This is a genomic window from Bradyrhizobium sp. 26S5 (genome assembly GCF_036923295.1).
In the GTDB taxonomy this organism is placed as follows: Bacteria; Pseudomonadota; Alphaproteobacteria; order Rhizobiales; family Xanthobacteraceae; genus Bradyrhizobium; species Bradyrhizobium septentrionale.
On the sequence record NZ_CP145948.1, the window covers coordinates 7,139,034 to 7,153,247 of the forward strand.

Below are 14,214 nucleotides of genomic sequence, written 5' to 3' on the forward strand. Positions count from 1 at the left end.
GCGGCCCGCCGCCCGTTGTTTCAGCGGACATGCGCGATGTAATAGGCAAGGTCGGCGATCTGCTCCTTGGCGACCGGCTGCATCACGTCGGCCATGGTCGCGTCGTAGCCGTGGCGGCTATTGTCCTTGTATTCGGCCATGGTCTTGGCGAGGTAGTCCTCGCGCTGGTTGGCGATGCGGGGGACGTTCTCCTTGCCGGAGAAATCGGTGTTATGGCAGGCGTTGCAGCGGTTCTGCTGCACCAGCGCCTGGCCGCGCGCCATCCGCGCCGGATCGCCGGCCTCCGTGGGCGGCGTGGGCTTCGGCAGGGTGGCGATGAAATCGGAGAAGGCGCGCAAATCGTCGTCGGTCATCGACTTCGCCATCTCGTTCATCGGCTCGAAGGTGCGCAGCTTCTCGCGGAACATGAAGAGCTGGATCAGCGCATAGGGCGCCTGCTGGCCCCCGAGCGAGGGCGTGTTCTCGGTTTCCGAGGTGCCATGCTCGCCGTGGCAGGCAAAGCACGCAGCAGTGCGCTCCTGGATGGTCTCGGCATTTGCGGAGAAGCTGAGAGTGGCGAGCGCCGCAGCGATTGCGAGCTTACGCATCGGTCCATCCTTGCATGCACTTCAAAAAAGAAAATCGGGGGCAGCGGACGCTGCCCCCGATCCCTGGTTTCAACTTACTGGTTGGCGACCTTCGCCTTGCCGTAGCTGATGCGATAGACCGCGCCGTTCCAGTCGTCGGAGACCAGCAGCGAACCGTCCTTCAACAGCATCACGTCGACCGGGCGGCCGACATACTTGTTGTCCTCGAGGAAGCCGGTCAGGAACGGCTCGACCGACTTCACGGTGCCGTCCTTGTTCAGCTTGACGACGACGATGTCACCGCCCTGCTTCTGCGACTTGTTCCAGGAGCCGTGGCGCGCGACGAAGATCGCGTCCTTGTAGGCCTTCGGGAACATGCTGCCGGTGTAGAAGCGCATGCCGAGTGAAGCGGTATGCGGGCCCATCAGGCCGACCGGCGCCGTGTAGTCCTTGCAGTTCTTGCCCCAGCCGAGCTCCTGGTCGATGATGTTGCCCTGCCAGCAATACGGCGCGCCGAAATCCTCGCCGGCCTTGGTGACGCGGTTGAGCTCGTCTTCCGGCACCGTCTCCGACAGCCAGTCGCGGCCGTTGTCGGTGAAGTACATCTGCTTGTTCTCGGGATTCCAGTCGAAGCCGACCGAGTTGCGCACGCCGAGCGCGTAGACCTCGGCGCCGGAGCCGTCGAGATTCATGCGGCGGATCTGGCCGTGGTCGGCGTCATGCAGCACGTTGTTGCCGGGCTGCCCGACCGGGACATAGAGCTTGTTGTCGGGACCGATCGCAATGAACTTCCAGCCATGCGCCTCGTCCTTCGGCAGCTTGTCGTAGATGACGGTCGGCTTCGGCGGGTTGTCCAGATTGTCCTCGATCTTGTCGATCTTGGAGACCTTCGAGAGCTCGGCGATGTAGAGCGTGCCGTCCTTGAAGGCGACGCCGTTCGGACGATAGAGGCCGGAGGCGACCACCTTGACCGAGCGTTTGCCGTCCTTGTTGACGATCGCATAGACCTTGTCGACGAGCCGGCTGCCGACGAACACGGTGCCCTTGTCGCCGAGCGCCAGCGAACGCGCATTGGCCATGCCCGCAGCATAGACCTCGACATTGAAGCCGGCCGGCACTTTGAGCTTGGCGAGCGGCAGCTTGTCGGGCGCGGACGGCAGCGGCGGCGGCGCCACCGGCGCGAGCTTGGCGGCGGCCTCATTGTCCGGACGCCCGATCATCGGTGAGCCGGGCGGAAGCGGCTGCGCGGCAGGGGCCGCGCCTGCCGCCGGCGGGGTCGCCGGCTGCTGCGCCGCAGCAGAGAGCGTGAATGCCCCCAACATCGCCCCGGCAAGCAGCAGGCTGCGCGGTGCGAACGAGTGTTTTTTCATGATTGTTCTCCCCTGGGTGGAAGCCGTTGTTGATTGCGCCATTAAGGTCGATCGGCGCGGTTCGGCTTTCCGTTCATAGCCTTGCGAGTTTGTCCGGACAATTGCAATCGGATACATGCTGGCATCGGCCAACGCATGGTTGTGACCACGCGGCCCCGTCGGCGTGCGTCAATGCCTTATCTCAGTGCCTTGTCAGGGAGCGGTCCGGGCGATCGAGAATCGCCTCGGTGAAGGGAAACTCCAGCACGATCTCGCCCTCGTCGTCGGTCACCTCGATCACCGCGCTGAGCAGTGCGCCGTCGGCGCCCTCGGTCTTGAGCAATTCGCGAATCATCGCCCGCGCCATTTCCCATGCGCGATCCGGGTCGCGCAGGATTTCGCCGTCGGGGTCGGAGATCAGCTCGTCGCCGATACGGGTATTGAAGAAATAGCGTGGCATCGGCTGAACTCGGCTCGTTAGTCGCTCCCGTCGCCGGAAGCTGTAGAATCGTCATCAGGACCTTCGGAGGACCGCGCGGCCCTGTTTGTTAGCCCAACATCACCATTCACCGTGTGGCGAACAACAGGAAAAAGGTCTGATGGCACGGGCTTTTGACGGGAAATGCGCGCACAAATTTGTGACCGGGCCAGTTCCGTTTGCCGCAGTGCAGCATGCCTTTGAGCAGGGCACGTTGCAAAAAATTTAAGTGGCGAACTTTTCCAACCGCAGTAGTTTAACTGCAGGGCGGAAAGTTCGTCCGGTTGCAACATGGAGAGCCAAATGGCCTGGAAAGCACCGAAGATCGTGGAAGTGTCGGTCGGCATGGAAATCAACATGTATATGTGCGCCACCCGCAAGTAAGCGGCAGCGCCCTATACACGTTTAGCGTTTTAGCGCAGGTGGACATCCGGGCGTAACACGCTCCCGAACATGGGGGTGTGTTTCAAATCCGGGGTCCACCTCGTAACGTTTCTGGCCCAAATCAAGCCTCGTTAGGGCCAAACTTCTCCAGGGGACGGATCATGCTTCGTGTCGTCGTCCTGGGTGCCGCGGCAGGTGGCGGCGTTCCGCAGTGGAACTGCGGCTGTGCCGTCTGCAGGACGGCGCGAAGCGATCATCCGGAATTGCAGAGCACGCAAGCCTCGATTGCCGTCAGCGGCGACGGCGCGCACTGGTTCCTGGTCAACGCTTCCCCCGATCTCCGTCAGCAGCTGATCGCCACGCCGCAGCTGCATCCGAAACCCGGCGCCTTGCGCCACAGCCCGATCGCCGGCGTCATCCTCACCAATGGCGAGATCGATGCGGTCGCGGGGCTGCTGTCGATGCGCGAGGGTTCGCCATTTGCGATCTACGCCCATGAGCGGGTGCTCGCGATCCTGCGCTCGAACAGCATCTTCAACGTGCTCAGTGAAAAGAACGTCGCGCGCCGGCCGATCGCGGTCGATCAGGGCTTCGAACCGGCTTTGCCCGACGGATCGCCGTCGGGGCTCGAGGTGCTGCCGTTCGAGGTTCCCGGCAAGGGCGCCTGGTATCTCGAGGGCAAGGCGCACCCTGCGGGCGCCGACGGCGTCGGCGATACGCTCGGCCTGCGCATTGCGGACAAGCGCAGCGGCCAATATCTCTACTTCCTGGCCGCCTGCGCGCGGGTCACGGACGACCTGAAATCGCGGCTCAGGGGCGCGCCCCTCGTGTTCTTCGACGGCACGGTGTGGCGCGACGACGAACTGATCGCGGCGGGGCTTGGCAACAAGACCGGCCAGGGCATGGGACATATCGCGATGTCGGGCGATCAGGGTGCGATCGCGAGCCTCGCCGGGCTCGACATCGGACGAAAAGTGTTTTTGCATATCAACAACTCCAACCCGGCGCTGCTTGGGACCTCGGCCGAGCGCAAGGCGGCCGAACAGGCGGGCTGGCAGATTCCTTCCGACGGAACGGAGATCGTGCTGTGAATGTCGTGCTGACCTCTGGAATGACCGCGCTCTCGATCGGCAAGGGCATCACGCTCGACAGCGCCGAGGCGATGGAGGCGACGCTGCGCCAGATCGGCGCGACGCGCTATCACAGCCTGCACCCGTTCCACCGCCTGCTGCACGGCGGCAAGCTCAACAAGGGCCAGGTCCAGGCCTGGGCGCTCAACCGCTATTATTACCAGAGCACTATCCCGCTGAAGGACGCGATGGTGATCTCGCGCTTCCGCGACCGCAACACACGGGTCGAGTGGCGTCACCGCATCGAGGATCATGACGGCGATCTCGGCACTGAGGGCGGCATCGAGCGCTGGCTGAAGCTGACCGAAGGCCTCGGCCTCGCCACGGCTTACGTGGAGTCCACCGAAGGCATTCTGCCGGCGACGCGTTTTGCCGTCGAAGCCTATGTGCATTTCTGCCGCGACCGCACGCCGCTGGAGGCGATCGCCTCCTCGCTCACCGAATTGTTCGCGCCAAACCTGCACGAGGAGCGCATCTCGGGGATGCTGAAGCATTACGACTTCGTCAACCCCGATATCATGAGCTATTTCAGCCGCCGCCTGACCCAGGCGCCGCGCGACGCAGGCTTTGCGCTCGAATACGTCAAGCAGCATGCGAAGACGCCGGCCGAGCGCGAAGCGGCGTGCAACGCGCTGATCTTCAAGACCAACGTGCTGTGGGTGCAGCTCGACGCGCTGTATCACGCCTATGTCGACGGCCACATTCCGCCCGGCGCCTTCGTGCCGAAGACGAGCTAGGGGCACATAATGGCCAGCCGCAACATCAGTGTCAGCGAGACCAGCCGGCCGAAACTGCCGCGCCACACCAAGCTGAAATTCGACGAGACGCGGCAGGTCTGGGTGATCCTGGCGCCGGAGCGCGTGCTGGCGCCGGACGAGATCGCGGTCGAGGTGCTGCATCTCTGCGACGGCGTGCGCAATGTCGCCGAGATGGTGGACCAGCTCGCGGAAAAATACGCAGCGCCGCGCGAGGCGATCGCGACCGACGTGATCGCGATGCTGCAGGATCTGGCCGACAAGGGCTTTCTCACCGAAGCGCGCGAGAGCACAGCATGAGTGACACGCTCGCCGACAACAAGACGACACCATCAGGCCCGAGCGACGGGCTCGCGGTGCTGGAAGGCGCCCGCTCGGCGGCCGAAACCTACGGCATCCCGCTTGCGGTGCTGCTCGAGGTCACCCACCGCTGCCCGCTGCAATGCCCCTATTGCTCGAATCCGGTCGAGCTCGACCGCGGCTCTACCGAGCTCACCACCGACGAATGGAAGAAGGTGCTGAGCGAGCTTGCCGAACTCGGCGTGCTGCAGATCCATTTCTCCGGCGGCGAGCCGACCGCGCGCAAGGACATCGTCGAGCTGGTGCAGCATGCGACCGATGTCGGGCTCTATTCCAACCTGATCACCTCGGCCGTGCTGCTGACCAGGGACAAGCTCGCGGCGCTGGCCGATGCCGGCCTCAGCCATGTGCAGATCAGTTTCCAAGGCAACGAGCCCATCGTCGCCGATCGCGTGGCCGGGCTGAAGGACGCGCACAAAAAGAAGCTCGAGGTCGCGAAATGGACGCGCGAGCTCGAACTGCCGCTCACGGTGAATGCCGTGATGCACCGGCAGAACCTGCATCAGCTCCCCGACATCATCCAGATGGCCGTCGACCTCGACGCCGACCGGCTCGAAGTCGCCAACGTGCAGTATTACGGCTGGGCGCTGAAGAACCGCGCCGCGCTGATGCCGACGCTACAGCAGATCGAGGAGACCAGCCGCATCGTCGAGGAAGCCCAGGCGCGCCTGAAGGGCACGCTCGCGATCGACTATGTGGTGCCGGATTACTACGCGCTGCGGCCGAAGAAATGCATGGGTGGCTGGGGCCGCCAGTTCTTCAACATCTCGCCGGCCGGCAAGGTGCTGCCGTGCCACGCCGCCGAAAGCATCACCGGGCTCGAATTCGAATCGGTGCGCTCGAACCATTCAATCGCCTGGATCTGGCAGAACTCGGAGGCCTTCAACCGCTATCGCGGCACCGGCTGGATGCCGGAGCCGTGCAAGTCTTGCGAATTCCGCGAGGTCGACTACGGCGGCTGCCGCTGCCAGGCCTTTGCCCTGACCGGCGACGCGGGCAACACCGATCCGGCCTGTGCGCTGTCGCCGCGGCACGAGGAGATCTTCAAGCAGGCCGAGCAGGAATCCGCCGGCAGGCAGAACCGTTTCCTCTATCGCAACTTCGCCGGCGGCACGCTGGAGGCGGATGAACGCCAGGACAAACGTGATGGCGCCTGACGCCGACGCCGGCAAGGCCGCGAGGCGCGCCGATCCGTTTGCGCCCCTGACATCGGAATGGCTCGATGTCGGCAGTGGCCACAACCTCCATGTCGAGAGCGTCGGGCGCGAAGGCGGCGTTCCCGCGGTCTACCTGCATGGTGGTCCCGGCAGCGGTTGCCAGCCCGATCATCGCCGGCTGTTCGATCCCGAGCGCTTTCACGCCGTGCTGTTCGACCAGCGCGGCTGCGGCCGTAGCCGGCCGAAGGGCAGCCGCGACCACAACACGACGCAGCATTTGATTGCGGACATGGAGAAGATCCGCGAGCGGTTCGGCTTCGCGCGCTGGATGGTGGTCGGCGGCTCCTGGGGCGCGACGCTGGCGCTGGCCTATGCTCAAGCCCATCCCGAGCGCGTCAGCGGCCTGGTGCTGCGCGCGACTTTTCTCGGCACCGCCGAGGAGCTGGAGGATGTCTTCCTGCGGACCTTGCCGCGCTTCTATCCTTCGCTCTCCGAGGATTTCCTCAACTTCCTGCCCGAGGAGGAGCGTGCCGCGCCGCTTGCGGCCTATTACCGCCGCATCCTCGGTCCCGACGCCGCCGTGCATGCGCCGGCCGCGCGCGCCTGGCACGACACCGAACGCACGCTGTCGGAGCATACGCCGAAGCAGACGCGGCTCGATCTCAAGTCATCGGGCACCCTGCCCTCGACGCCGTTCATGGAGGCGCACTACTTCGCCAATGATTGCTTCATGCGGCCGAACCAGCTGATGGACGACGCCGGCAAGCTCGCCGGCATTCCCGGCATCCTGGTGCAGGGCCGCTACGATCTGCTGTGCCCGCCTGCAACCTCGCACGCGCTCGCCGCGCGCTGGCCGGGCAGCGAGGTCCGCATCATCGATGGCGCCGGCCACATCCTCTACGACCCCGGCATCCGCAACGCCGTGATGAAGGCGATCGCCGATCTGGCGTCAAAAGTGTGATCGACGCCTGGAGCCGTAGCTTGGAACCGCAATGACCGGTCAAAATCTTCACAGTCTGAGAAAGCCTGTTGCAGTGTTTGACGCGGGCATCGGCAGTTATGCGGCCGTGGCCGCGTTGCAGCGCGCTTTGCCCAAGCAGGACATCCTCTATTTCGCTGACAGAGCGAGCTTTCCTTACGGCAGCAAGAGCAGAGAACAGCTTCTGGGGATTCTGAACCGAACCCTTCGTTTCCTTTGCGGCTTCGATCCCGCCGCCATCCTCGTCGCGTCCAATGCCCCGTAGATAACCGTCCTGGACGACCTGAAGGATATGGTTTCGGTGCCGGTGTTCGGGGTGCACCCACCGGTGCGGGAAGCCTTGCAGCGCGCGAAGGAGCGAGACGTCGCGGTCCTCGGCGTTCAATCCCTTGTCGAAAGTGCGGAAATGCGGACGTTCGCTGCCGCCGAGGCCGGCGAACAGGTTGACCGCGTTCATCTCGTCAACGCTTCGCCGCTCGTGGAGCTGGTGGAGAGCGGAGCGTTCCTGTTCGACCACATCGGGGTGCAGGAGAAGGTCGACGCATTTGTCTCGGCGCTGGACGCACGACATCCGGGCATCGGAGCGATGACGCTGTCCAGCACGCATCTGCCCTGGCTGCGGAGCTTTCTGGAGATTTCAGCACCGGAACGGCCCCTCCTCGATCCGTTGGACAGCGTGCTCGGCGCCGTTGTGCCTTTGGCAGTTGAAGGCCAAGGGCAGATCCTGGGCCTGGTTACCGAGAACGACCGCTACACGGCAAACGACTTCCAGCGCATGCTCGAAAAGCTCGGGATCACTCTCCCGCTGCATGTCGTCTCGCGCCTGACCGAGGATTGATCGGGCCCGCCTCCGCCACCCGCACTATTTCTGAATAATAGAAGAATACCGTTGATTTGCCCGACGTGTCAAGTTGCCGTGTCGAACACCGGCAACCGACGGCTACTTTGCATGGGGTTGTTTTCGATATTTTGGCAGCGCGCCCCTTCAAACCAAATTCAGATCCTTCGGCTTGATGCCGGAGAAGATGCGCTCGAGGCTCGGCTGCTGCAGGCCGTAGACGCGCTGGAGCAGGCCGGCGAAGAACGCCCTGTAATCGGTCAGCACCGGATAGTCGCGGTTCTGGAACAGCGTCGCCTCCGCGACCTTGACCTGCTCGCCGGCCATGCGCCCGCCATTGATGCCGCCGCCCATCACCCAATAGACGCTGCCATGGCCGTGATCGGTGCCGTGATTGCCGTTCTCGCGGAAGGCGCGGCCGAACTCGGAGATCACGACCACGACGGTGTCGCGCCACATCGCCGGCCCGATCTCCTCGGCGAAACCGGCAAGGCCGCGGCCGAGCTCACCGAGGCGGCTGGCGAGATAGCCGGTCGCCGCTCCCTGGTTGACATGGGTGTCCCAGCCGCCGACATCGACAAAGCCGAGGTTGAACTGCTCGCGCATCAAATGCCCGATCCGCCGCGCCGACAGCTCGAAGCCGCGTGGCGAGACCGCGCCGCGGTTCGCCGTCGTCATCTCCTCGGAGACGGATTTGTAAACGTCGTCGCGGACGCGAAAGCCTTCCGACACCGAGTTTGCCAAGCTGCCCTGCGTGTACATCTGCTTGATCAATTGCGCCTGGCGGTCGTCGACCCCGGGCTTGCTGACGCTCGCGATGCTGGTGTTCGGGACCTGGGCGCGGCCGCGGAAGATCAGCGGCAGTTGATCGGTGAAGGAGATCGGCTTCACCCGCGTCAGTTCGCTCGCCAGCCGGCTCATGAAGCCGGAGCGGTAGTCACGGCTGCCGCCGGCCGTCTGGCCGAGCTCGATCGTGTCCTGGGTCTCGAAATGACTGCGCGAGAGGTCGTCGGTACAGCCGGCGAACGGGACGAAAGCGATCTCGCGTTTGGCCCAGAGTGGATAGATCGAGTCGCGGAGCGCGGGATGCAGACCCCATCCGGCATCGAGCGCCAGCGCCGCATTCGGATTGCCGGCATCCGGCCGCGCGATCGCAAGCGTCGGGCGCGTGGCGTAGTAGAACTCGCTGCCGACCGGCACGATCACATTGGCGGCGTCATAGGCGCCGCGCAGGAACACGACGAGCAGCCGCGCGTCGGTCGCGGGCGCCGCCCAGACCCGGCCGGCGACGGTGAGAGACGCGGAAGCAGCGAAGGCCTTGATCAGTTCGCGGCGGTTCATTGGCGAACCTCCCTTTCAGTGCATGAACTCCGGTGACGACAGGAACAGCGTGTTCCAGTCCTGCGGCGAGACCGCCTGGTCGAGGGCTGCGAGCGTGGTCGGGCTCAGCGTCTGCCTGATGGTGCTGAAGTAGAGTGCGTTCATGACCTGCGGAAACGCCGGCTGGTCGACGGCATTGGGCTCGTTCGGCTTGAACAGCCCGGCCGAGCCCGAGCCGATCGCGCGTGCAATCTCGAAGCGCAGCATCATCTGCCCCGGCCCGTTCCAGGCCGTCGACAGCATCGAATAACCGTCGGGCGTCTCGTGATTGAACAGGCCTTCCGACAGCCGATTGAGCCGGCCCTGGATCGGCATCGTGTTGAGGATGATCTTGGTGTCGTAGGCGAGCCGCACGGCCGAGAGCACATAGAGCACCGGGTCCTTGAACTTGGCGCCGTCCTTCAGCGTCGCGCTGAACTCGGGCGCATGCACCAGCGTCGACATCACGGCCGCGATGTCGCCGTCGGTCTTCTGGAAGGTCTGCGCCATGCGCTGCACCAGCGCGTCGGGCGGATTGTCCGAGACGAAATAGGTCGCGAGCTGCCTTGCGATATACGTGGCGGTGGCCGGGTGACGGCAGAGGATGTCGAGGGCTTCGTCGACCTCGGCAAGGCCGCGGCCCTTGATCTGATGGCCGAGGAAGGTCTTGTCGCCATAGTCGTGGCGCGCCGGATTGAACTCGAAACCGCCTTCACGGACCAGCTGTGACTGCAGCTCCGGCTTCAGCTTCGGATCCTCCGACGCGAAGTCGACGCCGACGCCGGTGAGGATGCGCGCCAGCGCCTCGACGTCGGCCTGGGTATAGCCGGAGCCGACGCCCATGGTGTGCAGTTCCATGATCTCGCGGGCGTAGTTCTCGTTGAGGTGGCCGGCCACGTTGTCGGCATTGTCGAGATAGCGCAGCATCACCGGATGATGCAGCGTCGCGGCGAGCAGGTCGCGGAATTTGCCGAGCGCATGGTCGCGGATCGCGTGATCCTCGTAGTCGCCCAGCAGCACGCGGATCATGGCCTTGTACTGGAACACGTTGAAGTGGTTGAACCAGAACCAGGTCATGCGCTCGCGCAGCTGATCCGGCGCATAGAGCGCGCGCAGGATGGTGCGGGCCGCGGCCTGCTTGACGCGATCGTTCATGCCCTGCTGGAACACCGTCTGCGCCGCCCGGCGCTGGTCGGGGTCGGCGACCTGGTTGGCCGATTTGGCCTGCAGGTCGAAAGCGACCGCGATATCGAACGGAAAGCGATGCACGTCGGGCATCGCCTCGATCTGCGCACGAACGGCGGCCGGCAACACGGCGTTGGACGGATGCAGCTGTTCCTGCAGCCAGCGTTCGACGCCGACCTCGCGCAGATGCGCCGCGCTCGAGGCGTTGACGCCCCAGCTCAGGCGATCGAGCAGCGCGACGTCCTGCGCTGCGAGTTCGGCCGCCTGTGCGGGCTGGCGGCACGCCACCAGCCCGACGATTGCACCGATCAGGAATTTCGCGACGCTCCGCGACCCCAGCGAGGCCGTGATGTTCATGGATACTGACCTGCTCCGCGCATGACGTCACGCCCTCAGTGTTTGCACTTGCCGGGAGGACATGCCGGCGCTGCCGCACGTGGTGCGGGCGCGGGCCTCGGCGGCGGCGCCATCCGCGGCGGCGGCGCTGCGCGTTGCGCCTGCACCGCAGGCCGCGGCGGCGGCGGTGCAGCGCGCGGAGCCGGTGCCGGCGCCGGACGCGGCGCAACGGCTGCGGCGCGAGGCGGCGGAGCTGCGGCACGCTGCGGCGCGGGCCGCGAGACCGGTGGCGGCGACACCGCGGCACGCGCGGGTGCCGTCCGCGCGGCCGGCGTCGGCCGTGCCGGTGTCGCGCGGCTCGCCGGCGACGACGCCGTCGCGGGCTTCACATTGCCGGTTGGCGCCGTCGCGGCATGCGAGAGCGGCTGCCTGCCCGGTTTGCCAGCGGTCGCAGGCGACGCCGGCGCGTTTGCCGCCGGGGCAGCCGTGGGCTTGGCCGGAGGCGCAGGTTGCGCATTGGCAGGCGCCATCGCGGTCGCCGGCTTGCCCGGTGTGAGCGCATTCGGCTTTGCGCCCGGTTGCGATGTGCCAGGTTGCGCGGCGCCCGGTTGCACGGCGCCATGCGGCGTGGCGTTGGCCGGCGCGGTCGCCGACTGCGGCAGCGGCGGGCCGTTCTTCGCGCCCGGCAGAGTGTGCGCACCCTGCGCGCCCGGTGCGGTTGGCGCACCCATCGCATTCGGCGCAGCCGCCGCGTTCGGCGCAGCCGCCGCGTTCGGCGCGGCGCCAGGGGCTCCCATCGCCGCGCCCTGTGCCGGCGTCACGCCTTGCGGCGCGCCCGGCCGCGTCAGATTGGCGCGCTGCATCGCCGCCGCCGGCAGTTGCGGCGCCGCCGTCACCGGCGCGCTGCCCATCGCCGCGGTCACCCCGGCCGCATGGAGCTGCGCCGGCGTGGGGTTGGGATTGTTGATCACCGTGTTGATGACGGTCGTGTTGTGGATGTTGTTGAACACGATGTTGTTCTGCGGCGGCGCGACATAGGCCGGCGCAGCGACATAGGCCGGGATCGCCACGAAGAACGGCGTCGGCAGCACGAACAGGCCGATCGGCGGCGGTGGTGGCGGCAGCACGACGAAGTCCGGCGGCGGCGGCGGCAGGAAGAACACTGGCGGCGGCGGTGGCGGCGCGAAGGCGAACACCGGATCGCTGTAATAGAGCACCGGGCGGTCGACATAGACGATCTCGTCGGGCGGCGGCGGCGGCACGTCATAGTCCAGCACCGTGAACTGCGGCGGTGGCTCCAGCGCGGCCGACAGATAGGCGAGCCGGCGCCGGGCGTCGTAGGCATGCGGCCCGCGCGGATAACGCCGCAGGTACGACCAATAGGCATCCGGCGTATCGGCGTTGTAGGTGCGCCGCCACGTGATGGCCTCGCGCCGCGCCGCCACGATCACACGCACCCGCTTGGCCAGCGGATCGGTCGGATAGGCCTGCAGATAATCCTCGTAGCCCTGCAGCGTGTCGCGCTCCAGCGCCGCGGCATAGGCATCCTGCGCCGGGAAATCGCGGATCGGCTTGGTACGCAGACCGGCATCGACCTGCTGCGGCGGCGCATCCGGCTTGCGCTCGAAGAACATGAAGGGCGCGTCGACCTTCTGTGCATTCCAGGGGATCTCGGCGCCCTTGGTCATCTCGTTGACGCGCAGGCGAACGCGGTCGAACACCTCGGGCAGGGTCAGGCCGCCGGCGCGGATCATTTCCGCCAACGCTTGCGCGTAGGGCCCGTAAGGCGGCGCCCCGTCAGGCGCGACGGTGCCTGGCGCCGAGTTGAAGGCGATCAGCATCTTCGGATCGGGATCGACCAGCGCAAGGCCACCGGCCAGCGGCTGGCCTTCCTTGGCGAACGGATTGCTGCGCGCGGCATCGAGCACGATCACGCCCGCCTTGATCGGCAGCGCCGACAGCTGATGGCTGTAATCCGAGATGCGGATCGCCTCGACCGGCACGTCGGTGTCGCGGGCGATCTTGGCATCAACAGGCACGAAGTAATTCTCGCCGGTCAGTTGCACGCCGTAGCCGGCGAGATAGACGAAGGCGACGGTGTTCGGTCCGGCGTCCTGCACTTTCTGGATGAAATCGCGGAACGATTTGCGCAGCGTCTCGCCGTCGAGATCGCGGGCCCCGATGACATCGAAGCCGGCAGCCTGCAAGGTCTGCGCAATCAGGCCGGCACCGTTGGCGGCGGTCTGCAGCGCGCCGGCCTCATAGGCGCCGTTGCCGACCACGAGCGCGAGGCGTTTCTCCTGATCCTGCGCGTGCACGGGAAGCGAGGCGAGCGACACCAGGCCGACGATCAATGCCCATAAAATTCGCGCCATAGCGGTCGTCCCTTTGCTTCTCGAGAGTTGGCGAAACGAATGGAAATGCTACCTCTGTGAACCCGCGCTGAACAGGATTGCAGCAATTGTGGCAATCCTTGGTATGCACGCTCTCGGGCACTGGGGAACCTGCTTCCCCGGCCCGCGCTATCAGGCGATATTGCGCAGATAAAACAGGCAAAAAAGGAGCACTCGATGCCGATCGCCGGACAAGGCATGCTGCTGACGTCGATGGATATCGACAGCTTACACGAGGCTGAATTCAATCGCTGGTACGATCGCGAGCATCTCGAAGAACGCGTCGCCATCGACGGATTCGTGGAAGCACGCCGCTACGTCGCCCACGACGGCAAGCCGAAATATCTCAGCCTCTATTCGACCACGACCTTCGAGGTGCTCGAGAGCCCGGCATACCGCACGGCGCTCGCCAACCAGACCGACTGGTCGAAGGCCAATATCGCGCGCTTTCAGAACATGATCCGCGGCGTTGCGCGCATCACGATCAGCCGCGGCGTCGGCAGGGGCGCTGCGCTCGGCATCATCCGGCTGCGCCCGCCGGCGGAGGGCGCGGACAAACTCCGCGCTGCATTGCGGGAGCGACTCGATCCAGCATCGCGCGACGGCATCATCTCGATGCACCTCTTGGAGAACGACCCTGTGCTGTCGAAGCCGCTCACGCCGGATGCGGCGAAGGCCGATCCCGGTGCCGCCGACTGGTTCGTGCTGATCGACGCCACCGATGTCGGCGCGGTCCCTGCGGCCGCTGCAGCTATTACCGGCAACGCAGCCTTGAAACCGCTGGTGGTCACCAGCGGCGTCTACCGGCTGTTGTGGGATATCGCGAAGAGCGACCTTCCGCGCGCCTAAAGCATGATCCGGAAAAGTGCGAAGCGGTTTTCCTCGCGACAAACGCGCAGCGTTTGCGCGGAGATCATGCTCGAATCAGGGCGATGTGGCGGTGCA

At 65.6% G+C, this 14,214-nt stretch carries 15 protein-coding genes; 9 read left to right on the forward strand and 6 right to left on the reverse strand.

Going from position 1 to position 14,214, the window contains the following annotated elements; genetic code table 11:
- Positions 1-20: 20 nt before the first annotated feature.
- From V5279_RS33720 to V5279_RS33730, 3 genes are all read right to left on the reverse strand, one after another.
- Positions 21-587, reverse strand: coding sequence for a c-type cytochrome (locus V5279_RS33720; protein WP_338691382.1), 567 nt, complete (start codon positions 585-587; stop codon positions 21-23).
- Positions 588-661: 74 nt separating this feature from the next.
- Positions 662-1,936, reverse strand: coding sequence for a PQQ-dependent sugar dehydrogenase (locus V5279_RS33725; protein ID WP_338691383.1), 1,275 nt, complete (start codon positions 1,934-1,936; stop codon positions 662-664).
- Positions 1,937-2,117: 181 nt separating this feature from the next.
- Positions 2,118-2,375, reverse strand: a complete 258-nt coding sequence (locus V5279_RS33730) for a DUF6894 family protein (RefSeq protein ID WP_029079044.1) — start codon at positions 2,373-2,375, stop codon at positions 2,118-2,120.
- A 321-nt stretch (positions 2,376-2,696) separates the two neighbouring features.
- On the opposite strand from V5279_RS33730, the gene pqqA reads away from it, so the two are divergent.
- The 8 genes from pqqA to V5279_RS33770 all read left to right on the forward strand — a co-directional run bounded on the left by pqqA (position 2,697) and on the right by V5279_RS33770 (position 7,996).
- Positions 2,697-2,777: a pyrroloquinoline quinone precursor peptide PqqA gene (pqqA, locus tag V5279_RS33735; RefSeq protein WP_035635412.1), complete on the forward strand. Its 81-nt coding sequence runs from the start codon at positions 2,697-2,699 to the stop codon at positions 2,775-2,777.
- Between the two features lie 161 nt (positions 2,778-2,938).
- Positions 2,939-3,868, forward strand: coding sequence for a pyrroloquinoline quinone biosynthesis protein PqqB (gene pqqB / locus V5279_RS33740; RefSeq protein ID WP_338691384.1), 930 nt, complete (start codon positions 2,939-2,941; stop codon positions 3,866-3,868).
- Positions 3,869-3,888: 20 nt separating this feature from the next.
- Positions 3,889-4,644: a pyrroloquinoline-quinone synthase PqqC gene (pqqC, locus tag V5279_RS33745; RefSeq protein ID WP_338701533.1), complete on the forward strand. Its 756-nt coding sequence runs from the start codon at positions 3,889-3,891 to the stop codon at positions 4,642-4,644.
- Positions 4,645-4,653: 9 nt separating this feature from the next.
- Positions 4,654-4,962 (forward strand): pyrroloquinoline quinone biosynthesis peptide chaperone PqqD, encoded by a 309-nt coding sequence (gene pqqD / locus V5279_RS33750; RefSeq protein WP_029079047.1) that lies wholly within the window; start codon positions 4,654-4,656, stop codon positions 4,960-4,962.
- Entirely contained in the window at positions 4,959-6,179 is a 1,221-nt protein-coding gene (pqqE, locus tag V5279_RS33755; protein WP_338691385.1) for a pyrroloquinoline quinone biosynthesis protein PqqE, read from the forward strand. The genes pqqD and pqqE overlap by 4 nt, the downstream gene beginning before the upstream one ends.
- Positions 6,169-7,140, forward strand: coding sequence for a prolyl aminopeptidase (gene pip, locus V5279_RS33760; RefSeq protein ID WP_338701535.1), 972 nt, complete (start codon positions 6,169-6,171; stop codon positions 7,138-7,140). Before pqqE ends, pip begins: the two co-directional genes overlap by 11 nt.
- Before the next feature lie 31 nt (positions 7,141-7,171).
- The gene (locus V5279_RS33765; RefSeq protein WP_338691386.1) at positions 7,172-7,423 is read left to right on the forward strand and encodes a hypothetical protein; all 252 of its coding nucleotides are present in this window, start codon (positions 7,172-7,174) and stop codon (positions 7,421-7,423) included.
- Positions 7,424-7,450: 27 nt separating this feature from the next.
- Positions 7,451-7,996 (forward strand): hypothetical protein, encoded by a 546-nt coding sequence (locus V5279_RS33770; protein WP_338691387.1) that lies wholly within the window; start codon positions 7,451-7,453, stop codon positions 7,994-7,996.
- 147 nt (positions 7,997-8,143) lie between these two features.
- Here V5279_RS33770 and V5279_RS33775 read toward each other — a convergent pair whose 3' ends face one another.
- From V5279_RS33775 to V5279_RS33785, 3 genes are read right to left on the reverse strand one after another with little or no spacing between them, the layout of a single operon-like run.
- Positions 8,144-9,337, reverse strand: a complete 1,194-nt coding sequence (locus V5279_RS33775; protein ID WP_338691388.1) for a DUF1501 domain-containing protein — start codon at positions 9,335-9,337, stop codon at positions 8,144-8,146.
- A gap of 15 nt (positions 9,338-9,352) precedes the next feature.
- Entirely contained in the window at positions 9,353-10,897 is a 1,545-nt protein-coding gene (locus tag V5279_RS33780; RefSeq protein WP_338691390.1) for a DUF1800 domain-containing protein, read from the reverse strand.
- Between the two features lie 35 nt (positions 10,898-10,932).
- Positions 10,933-13,251, reverse strand: coding sequence for a caspase domain-containing protein (locus V5279_RS33785; protein ID WP_338691391.1), 2,319 nt, complete (start codon positions 13,249-13,251; stop codon positions 10,933-10,935).
- Positions 13,252-13,446: 195 nt separating this feature from the next.
- On the opposite strand from V5279_RS33785, the gene V5279_RS33790 reads away from it, so the two are divergent.
- Complete coding sequence (locus V5279_RS33790; RefSeq protein ID WP_338691392.1) at positions 13,447-14,118, forward strand: hypothetical protein; 672 nt, start codon at positions 13,447-13,449, stop codon at positions 14,116-14,118.
- Positions 14,119-14,214 lie beyond the last annotated feature (96 nt).